This is a genomic window from Pelobacter propionicus DSM 2379 (genome assembly GCF_000015045.1).
In the GTDB taxonomy this organism is placed as follows: domain Bacteria; phylum Desulfobacterota; class Desulfuromonadia; order Geobacterales; family Pseudopelobacteraceae; genus Pseudopelobacter; species Pseudopelobacter propionicus.
The window spans coordinates 1,773,847-1,795,104 of record NC_008609.1 but is presented as its reverse complement, the minus strand read 5'-3'; the positions used below and the strand labels follow the sequence as shown (position 1 = coordinate 1,795,104).

At 59.0% G+C, this 21,258-nt stretch carries 21 protein-coding genes; 4 read left to right on the top strand and 17 right to left on the bottom strand.

Translation table 11 applies throughout. The annotated features are described in order from the left end of the window. Positions 1-68 precede the first annotated feature (68 nt). From PPRO_RS08330 to iorA, 10 genes are all read right to left on the bottom strand, one after another. Positions 69-812, bottom strand: coding sequence for an ABC transporter ATP-binding protein (locus PPRO_RS08330; RefSeq protein WP_011735566.1), 744 nt, complete (start codon positions 810-812; stop codon positions 69-71). Continuing rightward, the gene (locus PPRO_RS08325; RefSeq protein ID WP_011735565.1) at positions 812-1,567 is read right to left on the bottom strand and encodes an ABC transporter ATP-binding protein; all 756 of its coding nucleotides are present in this window, start codon (positions 1,565-1,567) and stop codon (positions 812-814) included. The genes PPRO_RS08330 and PPRO_RS08325 overlap by 1 nt, the downstream gene beginning before the upstream one ends. Further along, positions 1,560-2,519: a branched-chain amino acid ABC transporter permease gene (locus tag PPRO_RS08320; RefSeq protein ID WP_011735564.1), complete on the bottom strand. Its 960-nt coding sequence runs from the start codon at positions 2,517-2,519 to the stop codon at positions 1,560-1,562. The genes PPRO_RS08325 and PPRO_RS08320 overlap by 8 nt, the downstream gene beginning before the upstream one ends. Before the next feature lie 5 nt (positions 2,520-2,524). Next, positions 2,525-3,406 carry a branched-chain amino acid ABC transporter permease gene (locus tag PPRO_RS08315; protein ID WP_041532220.1) on the bottom strand — a complete coding sequence of 294 codons (882 nt, stop codon included), beginning with the start codon at positions 3,404-3,406 and terminating at the stop codon, positions 2,525-2,527. A gap of 82 nt (positions 3,407-3,488) precedes the next feature. After that, positions 3,489-4,628, bottom strand: a complete 1,140-nt coding sequence (locus PPRO_RS08310; RefSeq protein ID WP_011735562.1) for an ABC transporter substrate-binding protein — start codon at positions 4,626-4,628, stop codon at positions 3,489-3,491. Between the two features lie 206 nt (positions 4,629-4,834). Then, a complete protein-coding gene (locus PPRO_RS08305) occupies positions 4,835-5,266 on the bottom strand; it encodes an ACT domain-containing protein (RefSeq protein WP_011735561.1) in 432 nt (143 codons plus the stop codon). 102 nt (positions 5,267-5,368) lie between these two features. Next, complete coding sequence (locus PPRO_RS08300; RefSeq protein WP_011735560.1) at positions 5,369-6,670, bottom strand: phenylacetate--CoA ligase family protein; 1,302 nt, start codon at positions 6,668-6,670, stop codon at positions 5,369-5,371. Positions 6,671-6,847: 177 nt separating this feature from the next. Beyond that, positions 6,848-7,441 (bottom strand): beta-class carbonic anhydrase, encoded by a 594-nt coding sequence (locus PPRO_RS08295; RefSeq protein ID WP_011735559.1) that lies wholly within the window; start codon positions 7,439-7,441, stop codon positions 6,848-6,850. Next, the gene (locus PPRO_RS08290; RefSeq protein ID WP_011735558.1) at positions 7,438-8,019 is read right to left on the bottom strand and encodes an indolepyruvate oxidoreductase subunit beta; all 582 of its coding nucleotides are present in this window, start codon (positions 8,017-8,019) and stop codon (positions 7,438-7,440) included. Before PPRO_RS08290 ends, PPRO_RS08295 begins: the two co-directional genes overlap by 4 nt. Then, positions 8,016-9,800 (bottom strand): indolepyruvate ferredoxin oxidoreductase subunit alpha, encoded by a 1,785-nt coding sequence (iorA, locus tag PPRO_RS08285; RefSeq protein ID WP_011735557.1) that lies wholly within the window; start codon positions 9,798-9,800, stop codon positions 8,016-8,018. Before iorA ends, PPRO_RS08290 begins: the two co-directional genes overlap by 4 nt. Before the next feature lie 187 nt (positions 9,801-9,987). Between iorA and tmk the strand changes: the two genes are divergently transcribed. The 4 genes from tmk (at position 9,988) to metG (ending at position 14,354) form a co-directional block, all read left to right on the top strand. Next, positions 9,988-10,647: a dTMP kinase gene (gene tmk, locus PPRO_RS08280; protein WP_011735556.1), complete on the top strand. Its 660-nt coding sequence runs from the start codon at positions 9,988-9,990 to the stop codon at positions 10,645-10,647. Further along, the gene (gene holB, locus PPRO_RS08275) at positions 10,634-11,617 is read left to right on the top strand and encodes a DNA polymerase III subunit delta' (RefSeq protein WP_011735555.1); all 984 of its coding nucleotides are present in this window, start codon (positions 10,634-10,636) and stop codon (positions 11,615-11,617) included. The genes tmk and holB overlap by 14 nt, the downstream gene beginning before the upstream one ends. A 59-nt stretch (positions 11,618-11,676) precedes the next feature. Beyond that, positions 11,677-12,765, top strand: a complete 1,089-nt coding sequence (gene ricT, locus PPRO_RS08270) for a PSP1 domain-containing protein (protein ID WP_011735554.1) — start codon at positions 11,677-11,679, stop codon at positions 12,763-12,765. Positions 12,766-12,833: 68 nt separating this feature from the next. Then, entirely contained in the window at positions 12,834-14,354 is a 1,521-nt protein-coding gene (gene metG / locus PPRO_RS08265; protein WP_011735553.1) for a methionine--tRNA ligase, read from the top strand. A 66-nt stretch (positions 14,355-14,420) separates the two neighbouring features. Here the strand turns inward: metG and PPRO_RS08260 are convergent, their stop codons facing one another. From PPRO_RS08260 to PPRO_RS08235, 7 genes are all read right to left on the bottom strand, one after another. Next, positions 14,421-15,335, bottom strand: a complete 915-nt coding sequence (locus PPRO_RS08260; protein WP_011735552.1) for an ABC transporter ATP-binding protein — start codon at positions 15,333-15,335, stop codon at positions 14,421-14,423. Then, positions 15,322-16,212 (bottom strand): tetratricopeptide repeat protein, encoded by an 891-nt coding sequence (locus PPRO_RS08255; RefSeq protein WP_011735551.1) that lies wholly within the window; start codon positions 16,210-16,212, stop codon positions 15,322-15,324. The genes PPRO_RS08260 and PPRO_RS08255 overlap by 14 nt, the downstream gene beginning before the upstream one ends. A gap of 3 nt (positions 16,213-16,215) precedes the next feature. Continuing rightward, on the bottom strand, positions 16,216-17,007 hold the full coding sequence (locus PPRO_RS08250) for a membrane protein (protein WP_011735550.1): 792 nt from the start codon (positions 17,005-17,007) through the stop codon (positions 16,216-16,218). A 36-nt stretch (positions 17,008-17,043) separates the two neighbouring features. Beyond that, positions 17,044-18,783 (bottom strand): tetratricopeptide repeat protein, encoded by a 1,740-nt coding sequence (locus tag PPRO_RS08245; RefSeq protein WP_011735549.1) that lies wholly within the window; start codon positions 18,781-18,783, stop codon positions 17,044-17,046. Between the two features lie 64 nt (positions 18,784-18,847). Beyond that, positions 18,848-19,228 carry a hypothetical protein gene (locus PPRO_RS20855; protein ID WP_157039970.1) on the bottom strand — a complete coding sequence of 127 codons (381 nt, stop codon included), beginning with the start codon at positions 19,226-19,228 and terminating at the stop codon, positions 18,848-18,850. Between the two features lie 21 nt (positions 19,229-19,249). Next, positions 19,250-19,474 (bottom strand): type IV pilin protein, encoded by a 225-nt coding sequence (locus PPRO_RS21640; protein WP_011735547.1) that lies wholly within the window; start codon positions 19,472-19,474, stop codon positions 19,250-19,252. Positions 19,475-19,661: 187 nt separating this feature from the next. Beyond that, positions 19,662-21,050, bottom strand: a complete 1,389-nt coding sequence (locus PPRO_RS08235; RefSeq protein ID WP_011735546.1) for a sigma-54-dependent transcriptional regulator — start codon at positions 21,048-21,050, stop codon at positions 19,662-19,664. Positions 21,051-21,258 lie beyond the last annotated feature (208 nt).

Sequence of the window (21,258 nt, the reverse complement as noted above, 5' to 3'; positions counted from 1 at the left end):
GTTGGATACTACTCATTCATTCCGTGCCTAAAGCCGGGCCCAGCTCGGGCCCGTACGGCATGATTACGTCAACGCTCCCAAATTTCTTTCTTGTCCTTGCCCAGGTAGGCCCGCTTCACATCGGCATTCTCCATCAACTCGCTCGCCGGTCCCTCCAGGATCACCTTGCCGGTCTCCAGCACATAGCCGCGGTCGGCCAGCCTGAGCGCCGCCTTGGCGTTCTGCTCCACCAGCAGAATGGTTGTGCCGCGCTCCCTGCGCAGTGTCTCCAGTACCCTGAAAATTTCCTGCACCACCAGCGGCGCCAGCCCCATGGAGGGTTCATCCAGAAGCAGCATCCTGGGCTTTGCCATCAGCGCGCGGCCGATGGCCAGCATCTGCTGTTCGCCGCCGGACATGGTGCCTGCCTGCTGTTTCCTGCGCTCTTTCAGGCGGGGAAACAGGGCATAGACCTGATCCCGATCCTGGCGGATGGCTTCCTTCCCTTCCCGGCCGCGGTAGCGCAGGTAGGCGCCCAGCTCCAGGTTATCCTCCACGGAGAGCGGCTTGAACACCTGGCGCCCCTCGGGAACCTGGGAAATGCCCAGCTTGACGATGCGGTCGACCCCCAGGGTAGCGATCGCATCCTTTTCAAAGATGAGTTCGCCGGAGGCGGCAGGCGTGACCCCGGAGATGGTGTTCAGGATGGTGGTCTTCCCCGCGCCGTTGGCGCCGATCAGGGTGACGATCTCCCCCTCCCCCAGATGCAGCGAGACATTCTTGAGGGCGTGGACCTTGCCGTAATAGGTGTTGATGTTCTTCAGCCGCAGCATCAGTCGTCATCTCCCAGATAGGCCGCGATGACCTCGTGATTTTCCTGTATTTCCCGTGGCGTTCCCTCGGCCAGCTTCATCCCCAGGTTCAGCACAACGATCCGGTCGCAGATATCCATGACCAGTTCCATGTCGTGCTCCACCAGCGCGATGGTGATGCCCATGTCGCGAATTCTGCGGATCAACTGGGCCAAGGCCAGGGTTTCCCGGCTGTTGAGGCCGGCGGCCGGCTCGTCCATCAGGATGATGCGCGGCTCAACCGCCAATGCGCGGGCGATCTCCAGGAGCCGCCCCTTTCCAAAGGGGAGGTTGCCGGCGATAGAGTCGGCCAGATCGGCTATCCCGGTGAACTCCAGCCACTTCAGGGCCTCGGCGCGGATGCGTTTCTCCTCCCGCAGGCTCCAGGGCATCTTCAGGGAACAGGCCAAGAGCCCGCTGGAGCTGCGAGAGTGCAGGCCGACCATGACGTTTTCCCGTACGGTCATGGCGCCAAACAGCTCGATGTTCTGGAAGGTGCGCACCATGCCGAGCCTGGCCAGACGGTCCGGCGTGGCGCGGGAGACGTCCTTTCCCTCCAGGGCGATGGTGCCGGAGCTCTGGCTGTAGATGCCGCTGATGATGTTGAACAGCGTTGTCTTGCCGGCGCCGTTGGGTCCGATAACGCCGGTGATCTCACCCCTGGCGACGTTGAAGGAGACATCCTTCAGGGCGGTGACGCCGCCGAAGACCTGACTGATGGCTGACAGTTCAAGCATGCCCCGTTCCCCCCTTGGCCGAGCGGATTCTCCTGATCAAATCCGGCACCCCGCGCACCAGGCCGCCCGGCATGAACATGACCATCAGCATCAGCAAAGCGCCATAGATGATGATGTCGTAGTCATGGGCAGCCCGCAGGAACTCGGGCAAAAGCGTCAGCAGCGCCGCGCCCAGAAACGAACCGTAGATGCTTCCCAGGCCGCCGATCACCACCATGGTGAGCAGTTCGATGGAGAAGTTGAAACCGAAAGAGGCCGGGGAGACAAAGGTCACGGTGTGGGCGTACAGGCTGCCAGCCAGGGAGCAGATTACGGCCGAGAGGGTGAATACTTGAACCTTGAGCAGCAGGGCGTTGACCCCCATGACCCGCGCCGCCACCTCGGAATCGTGCACCGCCCGCAGCGCCCGGCCGATGCGCGAGTTTGCCAGGTTGACGCTGAACAGGATCACCAGGAGCGCGAAACACCAGATAAGGTAGTAGCTCTTCAGATCGCTGTCGAAGACGATCCCGCCCAGGGAGAGGGAGGGAATGCCGGAAAAGCCGGAAGGGCCGCCGGTGTAGTCGACGGTTTCGTTGAACACGATGTAGATGATGATCCCCAGCCCCAGGGTGGCCATGGCCAGGTTGTGCCCCTTGAGCTTCAGCACCGGAAAGCCGATTGCCCAGGCCAGTATACCCACCACCAGGGCGGCCAGCGGCATCACCAGCCAGGGGTTCATGCCATAGGTGGCGGTGAGAATCCCGGACAGATAGGCGCCCAACCCGAAAAAGCCGGCGTGCCCCAGGGAAATCTGGCCGGCATACCCCAGAAGCAGGTTCAGGGCCACGGCCAGCATGGTGTTGATGCCGACGAAGAGCAGCACGTTCAGCAGATAGCCGCCATCCAGGGCCAGGGGCGCCACCAGGACCAGCAGGCAAAACAGGAGGAATTTGATCAATTCTCGCTTCACGGCTGTCACACCCTTTCCGCTTCCGCCTTGCCGAACAGCCCCTGGGGGCGGATCAACAGGATCAAGAGCAGGATGATGAAGGCGATGGCATCCTTGTAGCCGGAAGAGACCAAGCCGGCGCCCAGGGATTCCAGTACCCCCAGAAGCACCCCTCCCACCACCGTGGCCATGCCGCTGCTCATGCCGCCGATGATGGCCGCGCAGAACCCCTTCAAGCCCAGCATGACCCCAACGTCGTAGGAGGTCATGGTCAGCGGAGCGACGATGATGCCGGCAACCGCTCCCATGGCGGAACTGATCACGAAGGAGAACAGCACCATGCGACGCACGTCGATCCCCACCAGGCCGGCTGCCCGGCTGTTGTAGGAGCAGGCCCGCATGGCCTTGCCGCTGATGGTGTGGTAGAAGAAGAACTTGTTGGCGATGATGATCACCAGGGTGATGCCCAGGATCCAGAGGTGCTGGGGCAGCAGCGTGGCCCCCCCAAGGGCGATGGGGTCGTCGCCGGAAAAGGATGCCAGGGAGTGGGTGTCCTTGCCCCAGAGGAGCATGGATATGCCGCGGATCAGGATACTGCCGCCGATGGTGATGATCACCAGGTTGAGCGGCGTCGGCCTGCGCAGCGGGCGGATGGCGAGACGCTCGAACAGGAGGCCGGCCAGCGTGGCGCAGAACACGGCGCAGGGTATGGCCGCCCAGAGCGGCAACTGCAGCAGGTTGATGAAGAAGAGCGTCAGCATCCCCCCCAGCATGACGAATTCGCCCTGGGCGAAGTTGATGATGCCGGTTGAGTTGTAGATGATGGAGAAGCCGATGCCGATCAGGGCGTAGATCGCACCGGTGGACAAACCGGACAGGGTGTATTGAAGGATCTGGTCAAACTGCATTGATGTTCCGTTTCTCACAAAGAAACTCCCTCCCCTGCATGGGGAGGGAGGATAGTTTACGTAGAATCCGTCCGGACGTTTCCTACTTCACGATCGCCCAGTCGCCCTTCCTGACCTCCACCAGCACGAAGGCATCCTTGCCCAGGCCGGCATGATCCCGGGAGGTAAAGGTGAAGCTGCCGCCGATGCCGTGGAACTGGCGCGTATTTTCCAGCTGGTCGCGGACCGCCGCCGGGGTTGTTGCGCCGCGCTCGAAGGCGCCCTTGAGCAGCATGACCGCATCCCAGGCATGGCCGCCGAAGTGGTCACCCTCGGCCTTGTAGTATCTCTCATACCCCTTGACGAAAGCTATCAGCGAGCGTTTCTGGGGATCAGAGGCGGGAAGCTGGTCAGCCACGATCACCCTGCCCGAGGGGAGCTTGACCCCTTCGGCAGCCTTTCCGGCCAGTTGGATGTACTTCTTGGAGGAAACGCCATGGCTCATGAACAGCGGAGTTTTTATCCCCAGCTGGCGGGCGTTTTTGGTGATCACCGCCGGGCCGGGGTTGGTGCCCCAGCAGATGATGGCATCCGGCTTGAGGCCGCGGATCTTGGTCAACTGGGAGGTCATGTCCGTGTCCTTGGGGCCGTAGGTGTCGTCGGCGACGATCCTGATGCCATAGCGGGCTGCCTGGGCCTTGAGCTGTTCGCGGCCCGATGCCCCGAAACCGTCGGAAACGGTGAGCAGCGCCACCCGCTGCAGCCTCTGTTTCTTGAGATGTTCGTAGATCCTGATAACGGCCAGGCTGTCGTTCTGCGCCGTCTTGAAGACCCACTTTTTCAGCGGTTCGGTGATCTTTATCCCGGCGGCGCAGGAGATCAACGGCACCCTGCCGCGCTCGGCCACCGGTATGACCGCCATGGACTCACCGGTAGTGCTGGGCCCGATGATGGCCATGACCCTGTCGCTCTTGATCAGCTTGTTGGCCAGCTGCACCGCCTTGGTGGCATCCCCGGCCGTATCGTAGACAACGAGCTCAAGCTTTTGTCCCCGGATGCCCCCTGCCCGGTTGATCTCGGACACCACCATCATGGCGGTGTTACGCTCCGGTTCCCCCAGGAAGGCGGCCGGACCGGTCACGGCAAACAGGCCGCCGATCTTGAGGGAGGGAGCGGCAAAGGCCGCCGAAGCGGTCAGCAGTGTGATGCAGATGAGGCTACAGAGCAGTGCAACTTTTTTCACAGTCCCTCCACAATCTCGTAATATCGAACAATTAGACCGCAATTTCCATGTAATGACGTATGGTTCCAGTCCCAATAAAGAGCATAAAAACACGGAAAAACGGACGAAGCGGATAACGTCTGATCAGATGTCAATCAACGGTGATTATCAGGTAATTCCTGATTTTCAGCTTCTTCCCTGTTCCATGTGACCTGTCTTTACCTGTCTCACATGCTATACAGGCGCTCTCCCTGCAGTACGTTGAAGTTGTTGGCCTGGAGCGTGGAAATGGCTTTGTCGGCCTCGTCGAAGCGGAAGATGATCACGGCATTGCCACCACAACGTTCCACAAAGGCGTACATGTATTCCACGTTTATCTGCTGGGAGTCAAGGGTCTGCAGAATGGAGGAGAGCCCGCCGGGGCAGTCGGGAACCTCCACGGCAACCACCTCGGTCTTGTTGACCGTGAACCCCCGCTCCTTCAGCGCCGCCTTGGCTCTGCCGGCATCGTTGACGATCAGGCGCAGGATGCCGAAATCCGAGGTATCAGCCAGGGAAAGCGCGCGGATGTTGATCCCCTCATCTCCCAGGATACGGGTGATCTCGGCCAGGCGACCCGATTTGTTCTCGATGAAGATGGATATCTGTTCGACTTTCATGTGAGTGTCTCCTTGACATACGTAACCGGTGACCGGCCAAGAGAGAGACAACAAAGCATCACTCGTCCCGCTTCGCCGGTCCCTGTCACGGGTCCATGGTCCCTATGATTTGCGGTTGTCGATGACCCGTTTCGCCTTCCCCTCGCTGCGCTGGATGGTCTTGGGCTCCACCAGCTTAGCGCTGCAGGTGACCCCCAGGATATCCTTGATCTCCTTCTCGATGCGCTTGGAGAGTTTCTGCAGCACCTTGATCTCGTCGGAGAAGAGTTGCTCGTCCACCTCCACCTGGATCTCCAGGGTGTCCAGGTTGTCCGTGCGCTCCACGATCAGCAGGTAGTGCGGCTCGACCCCTTCGATACCCACCAGCACCGACTCGATCTGGGAGGGGAAGATGTTCACCCCGCGAATGATCAGCATGTCGTCGGAACGGCCGCTCATGCGGGTGATGCGGGCATGGGTCCGGCCGCAGATGCACGGCTCGTAGGTGATGCTGGTGATGTCGCGGGTGCGGTAGCGTATCAGCGGAATGCCCTGCTTGGTGATGGTGGTGATGACCAGTTCGCCCCGTTCCCCCTCGGCCAGGCGCCGGCCGCTGACCGGATCGATGATCTCGGGGATGAAGTGGTCCTCCCAGATGTGCAGCCCGCACTTGGCTTCACAGCACTCGATGGCAACCCCCGGTCCCATGATCTCGGACAGGCCGTAGATATCGACGGCAGACAGGTTCAGCTTGGCCTCGATCTCGGCACGCATGGCCTCCGACCAGGGCTCGGCACCGAAGATCCCCACCCTGAGCTTCAGGTCGCGGAAGTCGATCCCCTCTTCCCGGGCCGCCTCGGCCATGAACAGCGAATAGGAGGGGGTGCAGGTCAGGACCGTGGAGCCGAAGTCCTGCATGATCATGATCTGCTTCTTGGTGTTGCCGCCGGACATGGGGATGACCGAGGCTCCCAGGCGCTCGGCGCCGTAGTGGGCGCCCAGGCCGCCGGTGAACAGGCCATAGCCGTAGGCGTTGTGGACGATATCACCCTTGTGGGCGCCGGCCGACACGAACGAGCGTGCCATCAGCTCGGCCCACATATTGACATCGCTGCCCGTGTAGCCCACCACCGTCGGTTTGCCGGTGGTGCCGCTGGAGGCGTGGATGCGCACGATCTCGTCCATGGGAGCGGCGAACAGCCCGTAGGGGTAGGAGTCGCGCATGTCCTGTTTGGTGGTGAAGGGGAGCCTCTGCAGGTCGTCGAGCCCTTTCAGGTCTGCCGGCCTGAATCCGGCCATATCGAAAGAGTTGCGGTAAAACGGTACGTTGTTATACACACGTTCGAGTACCGCTCGCAGCCGCTTCAGCTGGATCGCCTCCAGGGCCTGGCGGGGAAGGGTCTCGAATTCCTCGTTAAAATACATGGCTGTGCCACCTCGTTGTTCATATAAAGGATTACCCAGAAAACGGCACTTCATCTCACGCTAAGGCGCAAAGAAAGTAAACGGGGGTTACCTACCCGCGCGTCACGCAGCAGGTGATTCAACTGCTGCGCGTATCTACTTCGCTACCTTCGCGTGAACAACTGCTGTTTTCAGGGATTATTCCGCAATCCTGTTGGCGAAACTCTCACCGCTGTAGCCGTTGACAACCACCTCCAGGTGGCCGTCGTTGGGACAGAACAGCAACCCGTGCACCGGCACGTCCCGGGGTATGAGCGGGTTCTGGCGAATGATGCCCACCACCTGCTCCACGTTCTCCACCGGGTGGGAGAAGGCGCCCAGCCACTGCCCCAGGTCGGGAACGTGGTAATCGATGACCGTGCGGGGAATGCCGCGCCTGACCATGGACTCCTTCAGGGATTCCACGTCCACGCTTGACATGCCGCAATCCCGGTGGCCGATGACGAAGATCTCTTCCACCCCCAGCAGGAATATGCCGCTCACCAGACTGCGGATCACCGACCCACCCATGGGATCGACGATGGTGTTGCCCGCGTTCTTGATCACCTTGGCATCACCGCGCTTGAGCCCCATGGCCGGTTCCAGGAAATCCACCAACCGGGTGTCCATGCAGGTGAAGATGGCCAATTGCCGGGTGGGATTCTTCGGCAGGGGCGGAAAGGCGTCCGGCCGGGTGAACAACCGGTTGGCCTCAAGAATGGATTCCAGCAGCGTGGGGGTCTCCAGGCTCATGACAACCCCCTTCCCATCAGGAAGGCCGTTTTGTTGACCTCCAGCGCCTTAGGGGGAACCATCTTCTCCAGCGCAGCCAGCCAGTACTTCTCGGCGATGTCCAGACGCTTGGAAACGGCACCCAGGAGCACCGTGTTGGCGGCACGAGCATTTCCCGCCTGGCTGGCCAGTTGCTGGCCGTCAACCAGCAGAAAATCGGGAAAGCGGGACTGGATTTTCTCGGCCAGACCGGCGGGATAGGCCTTCTGCCCCATCAGTACCGACGGAGGCGAAATGCGCAGGTCGTTGGCGATGACGCTGGCGCCGGGCTTGAGCAGCGGAAGTGCCCGAAAAGTCTCCATCAGCTCGAAGCCGAACAGGATGTCCCCCTCCCCTTCCGGCACGATGGGTGAAAACACCTCTTTTCCGTAGCGCACGTGGGAGACGACACTCCCCCCACGCTGGGACATGCCGTGGATCTCGCTCTTCTTCACATCGTACCCGGCGAGCATGACGGTTTCGGACAAGATCTCCGCGGCCAGCAGAATCCCCTGGCCGCCGACCCCCACCATCAGGATGTTGGTGATCTGACTGTTCATTTAGCCCTCCCGATCGCATCGAATGAACACAGCTGGCGGCAGACATCGCAGCCGGTGCAGAGCTGAGGATTGATATACGCCTTGCCGATCTTCCCGTCACCGGGCCGCCATTCAATGGCCGGGCAGCCCAGTTTGAGGCAGGCTCGGCAACCACTGCACGCTTGCTCGTCCACCTTCAGCAGCGGGCCTCGCGTGAAGACCCCCTCGCGTTTTACCAGCACGCAGGGCTTGTCGGTGATGATCACCGACGGTTCGTCGCGGTTCATCTCCTCCTGGATCGCCGCGCGGGTCTCTTGCAGGTCAAAGGGGTTTATGGCGCGCACATGCCTGACCCCCAGTGCCCTGCAGAGCGCGGGCAGGTCCACGCTGTGGGTCGGGTCGTTCATCAGGGTATAGCCGGAGCCGGGGTTGTCCTGGCGACCGGTCATGGCGGTGATGCGGTTGTCCAGGATGATCACCGTTGCCGGGGACTGGTTGTAGACCATGTCCATCAGCCCGTTGATGCCGGTATGCAGGAAGGTGGAGTCGCCGATGATGGCCACTACCTTTTTACGCTCCTCCGGTGAAACCACCTTGGTCACGCCGGTGGCCATACCGATGGAGGCGCCCATGCAGACGCAGGTATCCATGGCCGACAGGGGCGGCAGGAAACCCAGGGTGTAGCAGCCGATATCGCCGGTCACATAGGCATCGAGCTTTTTCAGGGTGTAGAAAACGCCGCGGTGCGGACAGCCGGGACACATGTTGGGCGGCCGCTGCAGCAGGGATGACTCTCCGCCTGCACTACTCTCCACCGCTGGGGGGCGGGCCACGCTGACACCGATGCCGGCAAAGGCGGCAGCCAGCCGCTCGGGGGTGAGTTCTCCGCACAGGGAGGTGATCTCCTTACCAATCACCGCCAGCCCCATGGCCCTGACCTGCTCCTCGATAAAGGGGTCCAGCTCCTCCACCACGAAGAGCCTGTCCACCGAGGCGGCGAACCGACGAATCAGGTCGTGGGGCAGGGGATGGACCATGCCCAGCTTGAGGGTGGATGCGGTGGGTAGAATCTCGCGCACGTACTGGTAGCAGACGCCGGAGGTGATGATGCCGATGGAACTGTCGCGCAGTTCCAGGCGGTTGATGGCCATGGTCGCCCCGTCCTGGGAGAGCTTGACGCAGCGTTCTTCCACCAGCGGGTGACGCACACGGGCATTGCCCGGCAGCATGACCAGCTTGGCCGCGTTCCTGACCAGTTTGGGCGGCGCCAGATCAATGACCCGCTCCCCCAGTTCCACAATGGATTTGCTGTGGGAGATGCGGGTGGTGGTGCGCAGCATGACCGGCGTATCGTACTGTTCGGAGAGTTGGAAGGCCAGTCGGGTGAAATCCTTGCACTCCTGGGAATCGGCCGGCTCCAGCAGCGGAAACTTGGCGAACTTGGCATAGTTGCGGTTGTCCTGCTCGTTCTGGGAGGAGTGCATCTCCGGATCGTCCGCCGAAACCAGGACCAGACCGCCGTTGACGCCGGTGTAGGAGAGGGTGAACAGCGGATCCGCAGCCACGTTGACCCCCACGTGCTTCATGGCCACCAGCGCGCGACCGCCGCCGAAGGAGGCGCCGATACCGACCTCCAGGGCCACCTTCTCGTTGGGCGCCCAGGATGAGTTAATTTCCTCATACCTGATGGTGTTCTCGAGGATCTCGGTGGATGGTGTGCCCGGATAGGCGCAGGCGACGCTACAGCCTGCCTCGTACGCACCGCGGGCGATTGCCTCATTGCCGGAGAGAATTTCTTTCATGGTCAGCTTTCTGTATCTGGGATTTGGTGGTGGGTGCCGAGCAAAGTGTTGGCACTATACTAAAACAGACTTAGGATTGCAAATCGTTTGCGGTCGGAGCACGAGGCAAGAGAATGCCTGAAATCAGTTGCCAATTCCCGCCGGCTTACCTATAATTCAGCATTTCAGAAAAGTGTGGGGTCATTTCGTGGGATATTTCATAACCTTTGAAGGAATCGAGGGGAGCGGCAAGACCACCCAGATCGGGCTATTGGGCGAGCAACTGGAGTCCCTGGGCTACTCGGTCGTCATGACACGGGAACCGGGTGGCTGCGCCATCTCCGACAAGATACGCTCCATCCTGCTGGATGCGGACAACAGCTCCATCTCCCCCATGACGGAGCTCTTGCTGTACGCCGCCGCCCGTGCCCAGCACGTGAGCGAAGTGATCATCCCGGCCCTGAAACAGGGGAACATCGTGCTGTGCGACCGCTTCAGCGACGCGACCCTGGCCTACCAGGGCAGCGGCCGGGGCATTGCCAGGGAAAAGGTGGATACGCTCAACCAGCTGGCCTGCCAGTCCCTGCGCCCCGACCTGACGGTGCTGATCGACTGCGACGTGAGCGTCGGCCTGGAACGGGCGCGCCGACGCATCGAGACGGCCTCCGGCCCGCGCGAGGAGCGCTTCGAGCTGGAGGCGCTGGAATTCCACCGCTCAGTGCGCGAGGCCTACCTGGAGCTCGCCCATGCCGAGCCGCAGCGGTTCATCACCGTTGACGGCAGCGGCGGAGTGGAGGAAATCTCCGAGGCCATCGTGGCCCAGGTCCTGCAGAACCGGCTCAACAACACCAGTCATGCCCTTCTCTGACGTCCTGGGCCATGAGCGGATCGTGGATATCCTGCTCCGCTCGCTCCGCACGGGCAAGACGGCCCATGCCTACATCTTCGAGGGCCCGTCGGGCTGCGGCCGGCGGAAGACCGCCCTGGCCCTGGTCCAGGCGCTGTTCTGCGGGGCCGGCACTAACGATGCCTGCGGTGTCTGCCCCTCCTGCCGCAAGGTGGCGGCCGGAAACCATGCCGATATCCACCTGGTGAATCCGCTGCCGGACAAGCGCGATATCAGCATCTCCCAGCTGCGCGACGTGCAGCGCGACCTGGCCATGCGCCCCTACGAGGCACCGCGCGCGGCCTGCATCATCGAACCGGCAGACAGAATGAACACCAGCTCGGCCAATTCGTTTCTGAAGACGCTGGAAGAACCGCCGGGAAACGCGATCATCATCCTGATCACCGAAAATGCCGACATGCTGCTGCCGACCATCCGTTCGCGCTGCCAGCTGCTGCGTTTCGCCCCGCTCTCACCGGAACAGATCAGGCTGCTCCTGGAACGCGACGGCATGGACAGCGCCACCGCCTCGCTGCTGGCGCCTCTGTCCGACGGCAGCATGCAGCGCGCCCTGGAACTGGACAACGACTCACTGGCCCAGCGCCGGGACCTGCTGCTCAGGCGCCTCGAGCAGCTCTCCCTGGAGCGGGTCGTAACCATTTTCGAATCATCGGAAGAGTTGAGCGGCAGTCGGGATGAAACACTGGAGAATCTGGACATGCTGCTCTCCTTCAGCCGTGACATGGTTCACCTGGCAGCAGGATGCAGCGACATAACCAACCGCACCATCCGGCCGACACTGGAGCGTCTTTCCTGTCGCCTCGATCTCCCGGGGGCGCTGCGACTGGCCGACAGCATCCTGGATACGCGACGTTCCATCCAGCGCAACGCCAATGCAAAACTGGCCCTGGACCATCTCTTCATGAACATAGCCGCGGCGCTGGCAGCCTGACGGATGCAGCGCACCGGTTCCGATACCGTCATGACGCAACAGAAACAAGGAGGAAGTCGTTGCCACGCATAGTAACCCTTCAGTTCAGCACAGCCGGAAAGATGTACGATTTCAATGCCGGCGACCTCGATCTGGCCCCGCACGACAGAGTGCTGGTGGAAACGGACCGGGGTGTTGCCATGGCAACCGTTGTTACCGCGCCGATAGAACGGAGCGAGGAGGAAACGCCCCCCGGCCTGGTCACGGTCATGCGCATTGCCACCTTGGCGGACATGGAAACGCTGAAACGAAACGCCAGCAAGGAGAAGGAGGCCTACGACTTCTGCAACAGGCGCATCATGGAACGCGCCATGGAGATGAAACTGGTGCGGGTGGAGTACCTCTTCGACGGCAGCAAGGCCATCTTCTACTTCACCGCCGACGGCCGGGTGGATTTCCGCGTGCTGGTGAAGGACCTGGCCCACACCTTCCACACCCGCATCGAGATGCGGCAGATCGGCGTGCGCGACGAGTCCAAGATGGTGGGCGGCATCGGCATCTGCGGCAGGGAACTCTGCTGCTGCTCCTGGCTGCGGGACTTCCAACCGGTTTCGGTCAAGATGGCCAAGGAACAGAACCTGGCTCTCAACCCCAGCAAGATCTCCGGCCAGTGCGGGCGCCTGCTCTGCTGTCTGGACTACGAATACGACACCTACTGCACCCTGCGCAAGACGTTTCCCAAATGCGGAAAGCGGGTCAAGACCGATTCCGTCAGCGGCACGGTGGACAAGCTGAACATCCTGACCGGCAACATCACCCTCAGGCTGGATGATGGCAAGCTGATCCAGGTCAACAAGGTCGAAATCACCGGAGAAGCCCCCCCGCCCGAGGCGCCGCAGCAACGCTCCGAGACGTCCGGCGTTCGCCCCGCCCAGAAGAGCCGCGAGCGCCAGGGGAGGGAACGGGCACAGCAGAAGCCGTCCCAGGCCAGTCGGGAGGAGCAGAAGGTGGATGGCCAGAAAGCGGCACAGCCCGCCACTGCTCCCCAACAGGGAGACGGCCAACCCAAGCCGGCCCGCAGAAAGCACCGCTCCCGCAGGCCGGGGCAACGCAAGCCGGCAGACGCCGGATCGCCGGCGGAGAAGGCCACGGACACCCCCAAGGAGTAGGCACCACAACGTTGTACGGCGCGGAGCAGGGGCGGCAACCAACTACCACTAACCACCAGGAGCAGCATATGAAACCTTCATTCTACGTCACCACCCCCATATACTACGTCAACGACGTGCCGCACATCGGCCATGCCTACACCACCGTGGCAGCAGACGTGCTGGCGCGCTACAAGCGGCTGATGGGGTATGACGTCTATTTCCTGACCGGCAGCGACGAGCATGGCCAGAAAGTGGAAAAGGCGGCCACCACCGCCGGCGAGACGCCGCTGGAACTGGCGGACCGGGTCGTCAAGCGCTATCAGGCGCTCTGGGAACGCCTGGGCATATCCAACAACGACTTCATCAGGACCACCCAGGAGCGCCACAAGAAAGGGGTTTCCCAGCTCTTCTCCCTGATCATGGAAAGGGGGGACATCTATCTGGGGGAATACGAGGACTGGTACTGTACTCCCTGCGAGACCTTCTGGCCGGAAACCCAGCTGATTGAGGACCGCTGCCCGGACTGCAACCGGCCGGTGGAAAAGCTTAAAGAAGAGTCATACTTCTTCCGCATGAGCAAGTACCAGGAGCAGCTCCTGGCCCACATCGAGGCCAACCCGGACTTCATCCAGCCCAAGAGCAAGCGCAACGAGATCATCTCCTTCGTCAAAGAGGGGCTGCGCGACCTGTCGATCTCCCGCACCACCTTCAGCTGGGGCATCCCGGTGCCGGGCAATGACAAGCACATCGTCTACGTCTGGTTCGACGCCCTGACCAACTACCTCACCGCCCTGGGATACCCCGACAGCACCGCCGAGTACGGACGGTTCTGGCCAGCCAACGTACACCTGATCGGCAAGGATATCCTGCGCTTCCACACCGTCTACTGGCCCACCTTCCTGATGGCGGCCGGCCTGCCCCTGCCGGAGAAGGTCTTCGCCCACGGCTGGTGGACGGTGGAGGGGCAGAAGATGAGCAAGAGCCTGCAGAACGTGGTGGAGCCCAACATGCTGATCGACAAGTACGGCGTGGACGTGGTCAGGTACTTCCTGATGCGCGAGGTTCCCTTCGGCCTGGACGGCGACTTCTCCCACACCGCCCTGATCCAGCGGCTCAACTCGGACCTGGCCAACGACCTGGGCAACCTGCTCTCCCGCTCCACCGCCATGGCGGTCAAGTATTTTGGCGGCATCCTGCCGGCTGCGACCGAATTGACCGAGATCGACCACTCCCTTCAGGAGAAGACAAGCGCCATGATCGCCGCGGTGGACAAATTCATGGATGAACTGGCCTTCAGCAAGGCGCTCCAGGCGATCTGGGAGGTCATCTCGGCCGGCAACAAATACATCGACGACTGCGCCCCCTGGGTCCTGGCCAAGGATCCGGCTCAAAAGGACCGCCTGGCCACGGTCATGTACTGCCTGCTGGAATCCCAGCGCATCGCCCACTGCATCCTGTCGGCCTTCCTGCCCGCCACGACAGCCAAGGCGCTGGCCTCCCTGGGGTGGGACGGCGAGATTTCCCGGGAGTCCCTGGCCTGGGGCGGTTTGCAAGAGGGGACCACGATCACCAAGGCCGAGGCGCTCTTCCCCCGCTACGAGGCCTGATAATAGAACGGGGCGAACCATAAACTTGGTTCGCCCCGTTTCCGTTCCTGTATCAATCCTATCGCTTCAGTTGCTGTCATTGACGATGGAGAGAAAGAAATCCTCAAGGTCCTTGCGCCTGGTCTCCACCAGTAGCACCTCCCTGCCCGCCCGGTTAACCTCTCCCATGAAACCGTTGAACCCGTCGCAGGGAACGTAGAACTCCGCGGTCGAACCGCCGCGGCGGACCGCCTCCACTCCCGCGAAAACGCCCGACTCGGTCTCCGGAATGCGCAGATGGACCTGATACCCCTCCACGCCGCTGCGCAGGATGTTCTCCACGCTGTCCAGCGCAACCAGGCTCCCCTTGACGATCACCCCTACCCGGTCGCAGACCTTTTCCACGTCATCGGTGATGTGGGTGCTGAAAAAGACGCACCTGCCACGCTGCTTCAACTCCAGGATGATCTCCTTGACCAGCGCCCGCCCGATGGGGTCCAGGCCGCTCATCGGCTCGTCCAAAATGTACACGTCCGGGTCGTGCACCAGGGTCTGGGCCAGCCCCACCCGCTGCACCATCCCCTTGCTGTAGCCGCGCATGGGGCGCTTGCGGGCATCCCACAGTTCCAGTCGCTTGAGTATCTCCTCGGAACGCTCCTTAAGCAGGGACCTGTCCATGCCGAACTGTGAGCCGACAAAGGCCAGGTACTCCTCGGCGCCCAGGTAATCGTAAAAGGCCGGATTTTCGGGCAGGTACCCCACCCGGCGCCGGGCCATGGCCTGTGCGAAATCCACCCCATATATGCTGGTTCTGCCGGAGCTGGGCCGCAGAAGTCCCATGACCAGTTTGATGGTCGTACTCTTGCCGGCGCCGTTTGGCCCCAGGAAGCCGAACACCTCCCCCGCGGCAACCTGCAGGTCGAGGTTTTTCAGGGCATCGACCCGTGTCATCCTCTTGCCCCTGAACTGCTTGCACAAACCTTTTATTTCAATGGCGTTCATTGGTTTCTCCACTGTGTCTGCTGTTGCTCTTCTTCACACCGGCAAAGGCAAATTTGCTGGTGGTGGCGACCTTTCCGTCCGGTTCCAGGTAGAAATGCCCCCCGTAGGGGTCCACCGGTGGAGAGTCAAGATACCCATCCACGTGCAGTTGCTCCACCGACCGGGGGACTCTTCCGGTCGCTTCCCGGTAGCGGTCCCGCGCCAGCTCGATCCTGTGCACCTCGTGAAAAGCCTTCAGCCGCGTCAGATAGTTTTTTTTCAGGGCCTGATTCCTTTCTCCGTTCGCCATAGCAGTTAAATAGGTAATGGCAAGGTCGGTCTGTCCTGATTCCTGCATGTAGCGCCCCGCCAGGAGCCGGGAGAGGTCGGAGCCGGAGAGTTCTCCTGCCCGCTGGTAGTAGCGCGCGGCCGCCGTGTAGTCTTTCAGAAAATAGGCGCTGTTGAACCCGGCAAAAAAAGGCAGGTACCAGTCCCAGGTGCGGTACCGCATACCGTAGTCCAGGAGGTCGTTGGCCAGCTTATACTGTTTCACGTCCCAGGTCAGGAAGGCCTGAGCGAAATAGTAGGCGTCCATATTGTAGGGATCCAGCTTGGTAGCTCCATGCAGCATACGCGACATGGTCTGGTAGTCCGGCGGGACGACAACCTGATATTCAGCCTTATCTATCAGTCCACCGAAGTACATGGAGACTTTCAGAACCAGAGAAGCCGCCACCAGTTCCTTGTGGTCGGCGGCAACGGACTTGAGGGCGGTCACCGAGGGGACGTAGCCCAGTTTTTCCACGAATGGCCTGTTTCGCAAGTGGGATGTAAAGGGGATGACCAGTATCGCGTAGAGCACAAGGCAGACAAAGGCAGCGGAAACCGTTCTGACCATGGGCTACCTCATTTCGCGCCGCATAAAGATGACGGCGGAAAGGGAAAGCAGAATCCCCACAGAGACGACAAAATAGGCCGCGGTCAGCAGCAGTCCCTGGACGGGGAGCGGAAGGCCGTATATGGCATTGACCTTGAGATCAAAGGCGCCGAAGTTGGGCAGCAGATAATACAAGCCGGTGGCTACCTGTTTGACCACGGGTGACAGCTTGGCCGAAGAGGGCGAGTGAACATACTCATAGACCTGCTGGGTGACACCGCCGGCCAGGAAGGTGGCAATCGTTCCGAAGACCGGCAGAAAGAACGAGGTACTGAGCGATGAAAACAGGAAGGCAACCGCGATCAGCAGGATGTATTTCAGGGCATCGAACAGGATGCAGAACGCCAGCGTCCCCCAGACCACCGGCCTGTCGGGAGGATACGCGCCAGCGGTGTACGCCACGACCCCGCAGACGGCCATACCCAGCACCGTTGCCGCCAGCAGCACGAAAAGAGCCGTACCGCCGAAGCGCCCCAGCAGATAGCTCTGCCGCGACAGGGGAAGGCCAAGCACGCTGAAGGTGTAGCGCCGTTCAATATCCTTCCAGAGCGACGTCCCCCCCAGAAAAACCGACAGCAGCAGCATGATGAAGGAGAGCAGGGAGAGTGACAATGTCAGGGAGAGTTCCGTAACCTGTCGCATGGAGAGGGAGGCGACTACAGGGATAAAAAGGAACATGCAGGCTGACACCATGATGCCCTGAAACACCCGGTCGCGGAAAATACCCTTGAGAGTTATACCTATAATTGAAGTCATACGTTTTCCCTACCAATCTGATATAAGCTTTTGATATCACATAGCAAGTTCTTTAGCCAGCTTTTCAGCCGGTTTTCTGTAATACGCAGTAGGTGCAGCGGTTCGTACAACGGCATTAAATGACGCTATTGCTTTCTGGCGCTCACCTATTTGCATATGAACAATTCCTAAACGATATGAATAAAATGGATCGCCGGTAAGCGCAATTAAGCGGGTTAAGGTTTCAACTGATTCAGCATACACACCTTTAATTGTAGCCTTGCCCGCTGCAACCTGAATTTTGTTGAGTTCTAGCACCTGTAACAAGATAGAGACTTCATGCTTACCCGGGTTAGCCAGCAATTGGCTCAATATATCTCGCGCCTCGGAAAAGTTACCTTCATTCATAAACGCAAGAGCTTTATTTTTAAGACCATACTGTGCGTTAATAAGACCTTCCGACTCAGTGAAAGATTTATAGATGACTGTAGCCTCCTGTTTTCTCCCCTGAGCGTACAATGCATTAGCAATTTCATTCTGAGCCGGAGTAAAATTAGGAGATTTTTTCAAAGTATCCTGAAATAATGCCAAACTGTTCTGCCAGAGAAAATTTCGAGTTACTGTACCGTAGAGTGCTATGCCGAAAAGACAACTTGCTAAGAGTACCAATGCTGTACGAAAGCGAACATGCTGCTGCTCCCAGCGCCCGACCGTCAACATCAAACCTGTCAAAAAAAAAGCTGAGGGAATATACATATACCGTTCGCCCAGCGGCGTCCAAGTCAAGCGAAGCAATGGAATCATGAGAGCCGAGGTGCCTACAGCACCAGCACAGATCACAAAAAAGGCGGGTAATGTCCGTCGGGACATAAGCCAGATGACACCAGCCAAGACCAGCACTCCCAGCGGAAGATAAAGATCCGAAATATGGGTTATTCCAAAATTCAGCGGAAACGGCAATAGCAATTTTTTTGCATAAAAACCGATAGACTTGAATACTAACCGCAGGCTTGTCAGCATCCCGGCGCTTTCGGCTCCGGCAACATGCGTCATGACGCGAGTCACACCCTGATCGCCCTTTGCGAAGGCCAACGCTCGGAAGACAAAGTATGCGGAACCAGCAGCACTGAATAGAAGTAAATGAGGCAGGTTTCTGCGAACTATTATGCTTACTGGCACAATTTCATCCTTGTGCGAAGAAAGATAGAAAGGAAAAAGTAATGCTGCCGGAAGGAAAAAAATAGCAGTTTCTTTCGCAAGGCAGGCCATAAGCATAAAGATGGCAGCCAATAACGAACAAGGCCAAGTCAATGGATTTTTTAGCATCGAATACATTGCCAATAACAGAAAAAAACCGGCCAGCAGATCGGTTCGACCGGAGATCCAGTTGACTGCTTCGGTATTGAGCGGGTGGATAGCAAAGAAAAGCGCCGTTGCAAACGGGACGAATAAAGATGTTTGTTTCAGAAGCGAACATGCCCTTCGCGTAACGGCAAAAAGCAGTAGTGTATTAGCAAGATGAAATACTATATTTTCCAGATGCATGAAGCTTTCTTCAAGCCCCCAGACGTATTTATCCATCATGAATGACAAGAGAACAAAGGGACGGTAATAACTGCCGGTGTGGCCTGGGAAAAACATGCCTTCTAATGTAAAAGCATCTGTATTGAGTAGATGAAGGTACATACCGGAATCATCAACGGAATTAAGTGGAACAAACAGAGACGGATAATAGGCAATTAGGACTATAAGAGAGAGGAATATGATGCATTTAGCTTTTGTCAATATCTGATTCATTTGATGCTCACAAAAAAAGCGGGATGTCGAAACATCCCGCTTTAAAGTTTAAATTATTCAAACATTACATAGATGTCCATGTACCAGTAAAATCAGCAGAAGTAATCGCAGTTGGTACCGTAAGTAGAGCAGTTCCTTCAGTTACAGTAGAAGAAAACACGGAAGTGCTATCGTATGACGAACCAAAGGCTTTGGTACCATTTTTGTGCTGTGTTACTACAGCATAACCTAATGAACTAGTCAATAAACCAACACTCACACCCGTAGATGTCTTACCAATCAGTGCAGCAGTAGCTGCTGTTGCAGTTGATTTATCGCCATACACAGTGAGTCCGCTTTTTGAGCTTGTAGAGGTTAAGTCACTTGTCATTGTTATGCTGGTACCAGCAAAAGCGCTGCTTGCTACAAGCAGAGACATTGATGCAAAAATAATATGTTTTTTCATATATTATCTCCTTTGTTTGATTTATCTGTAGTCAACGTCGCCAGGATACTGCTGGTTGTCAGCCATGAAGGCTTCCATCCCGGTCTTGATGTTTTTCAGGTCAGAGTTGGCGGCCGAGTTGTAGGCCTTTGCCCGGTAGGCGGAGAACTGCGGGATGGCGATGGCCGCCAGGATGCCGATGATCGCCACGACGATCAACAGCTCGATCAGGGTAAAGCCTTTTCTGTTCCTCAATTTGTTTAGCATATCTTTCTCCTTTCGTTTTGTTGCCCAGACGATGAGCGGTCACATTGTAAACAGATCAAACAGTAGCAAAACACAGGCCAGAGTCAAGCAAAGTTATAACACTTTATTTTCAAGGAATTTTTTGTATCCCACCGAAGCGAAGCCCTTTCCACTTACCAAGCATTGTCACTACCTATGACAATTTATGTCACTCATCCCGATCTCCCTCGCCGGAATCAAGCCCGAATTTGGCCAGACGGTACCTGAATGACCGAAAGGACATCCCCAAGAGTTCCCCGGCCTTTTTCTTGGCACCACCGGTCATCTCCAGCGCTTTCACCAGGTACTGTTTTTCCAGACCGGACAGGAACGACTCCAGGTCCATCCCCTCCGCGGGGATAAGCGCATCTCTTCCCGGACAGGGCAAAAACCCCGTGCGGACCTGCTTGGGCAGGTTGCACTCCTGGATTTTCGATGCATCCATTACCAGGCTGCGCTCGACGATGTTTTCCAACTCGCGGATGTTTCCCGGATAGTGGTAATTCATCAGCGCCTTGAGCGCACCCGGCGTGATGACCTCACCGGTCTGCCGCGTATCACCGTATTTGCGAAAAAAATGCTCCACCAGGACCGGAATGTCTTCAATCCGCTCGCGAAGCGGCGGCATGCTGATCTGCATGACGTTGATGCGGTAGTAGAGATCCTCCCGGAAACCGCCCGTCTTGACCTGGCTCTGCAGGTCGCGGTTGGATGCCGTCAGGATGCGTACATTCGACTTCTGCACCTGGGCGCCCCCCACCCGCCTGAATTCCCGTTCCTGGAGCACGCGCAAAAGCTTGGTCTGCATCAGAAGCGGCAGTTCGCCGATCTCATCCAGAAACAGCGTACCACCCTCGGCCTGTTCAAACAGGCCGGCCCTGTCCGCCACGGCGCCGGTGAAGGAGCCCCGCTTGTGGCCGAACAGCTCGCTCTCCATGAGCTGCTCGGGAATGGCCCCGCAGTTGACCGCCACGAAAGCCTTTTTCCCCCGCGAGCTGCAGTGGTGGATGGCCCGGGCCACCAGTTCCTTGCCAGTGCCGCTCTCCCCCTGGATCATTACGGAACTGTTGCTCAGCGAAACCTTCTGGATCAGCGAAAAGACCTCCTTCATCCTGGGGCTGGCGCCGATGATCCCACAGAAACTGTCGCGCTGCTGGGCCGTCTCCTTGAGTACGCTGTTCTCCCGCTTCAGGTCGCATTTTTCCAGGGCGTTGCGGATCAGCACCTTGATCTCCTCCACCTTGAACGGCTTGGAGATGTAGTCATAGGCGCCCAGTTTCATGGCCTCCACCGCCTGCTCGGCGGCGCAGTAGGCGGTCATCATCAGCACGGCCGTACCGGGAGAAACGGTTTTGATGCGGCTCAGAAGTTCGATGCCATCCAACCCGGGCATCTGCACGTCGGATATGACCAGATCAAACAGGCCGCTGTCCAGAAGGGACAGGGCCTGTTCCGCATGGGCGGCAACAACCGTCTCGTACCCCTCCCCCTCCAGCAGGATGGAGAGAAACTCCCGCATGCTCAGTTCATCATCGACGATCAGGATTCTGGTTTTCATTGATACTCCCGCGGATTTCTTGCCAGCTGTGTTCTCCGCTCCGCTCGCCCGCCGACATCCCCCTGGCACAGGCATCATGGCATGGCTGACCGCTTTCGCGGCGCAACCTGACGTTGGATTCTGTGTTCATAGCACGGATACGGTCAGCATGTGAAGGGATATGGCCATGCCCCCCCCACCCGGCCAACGGTTTGTTTTAATGTGCAAG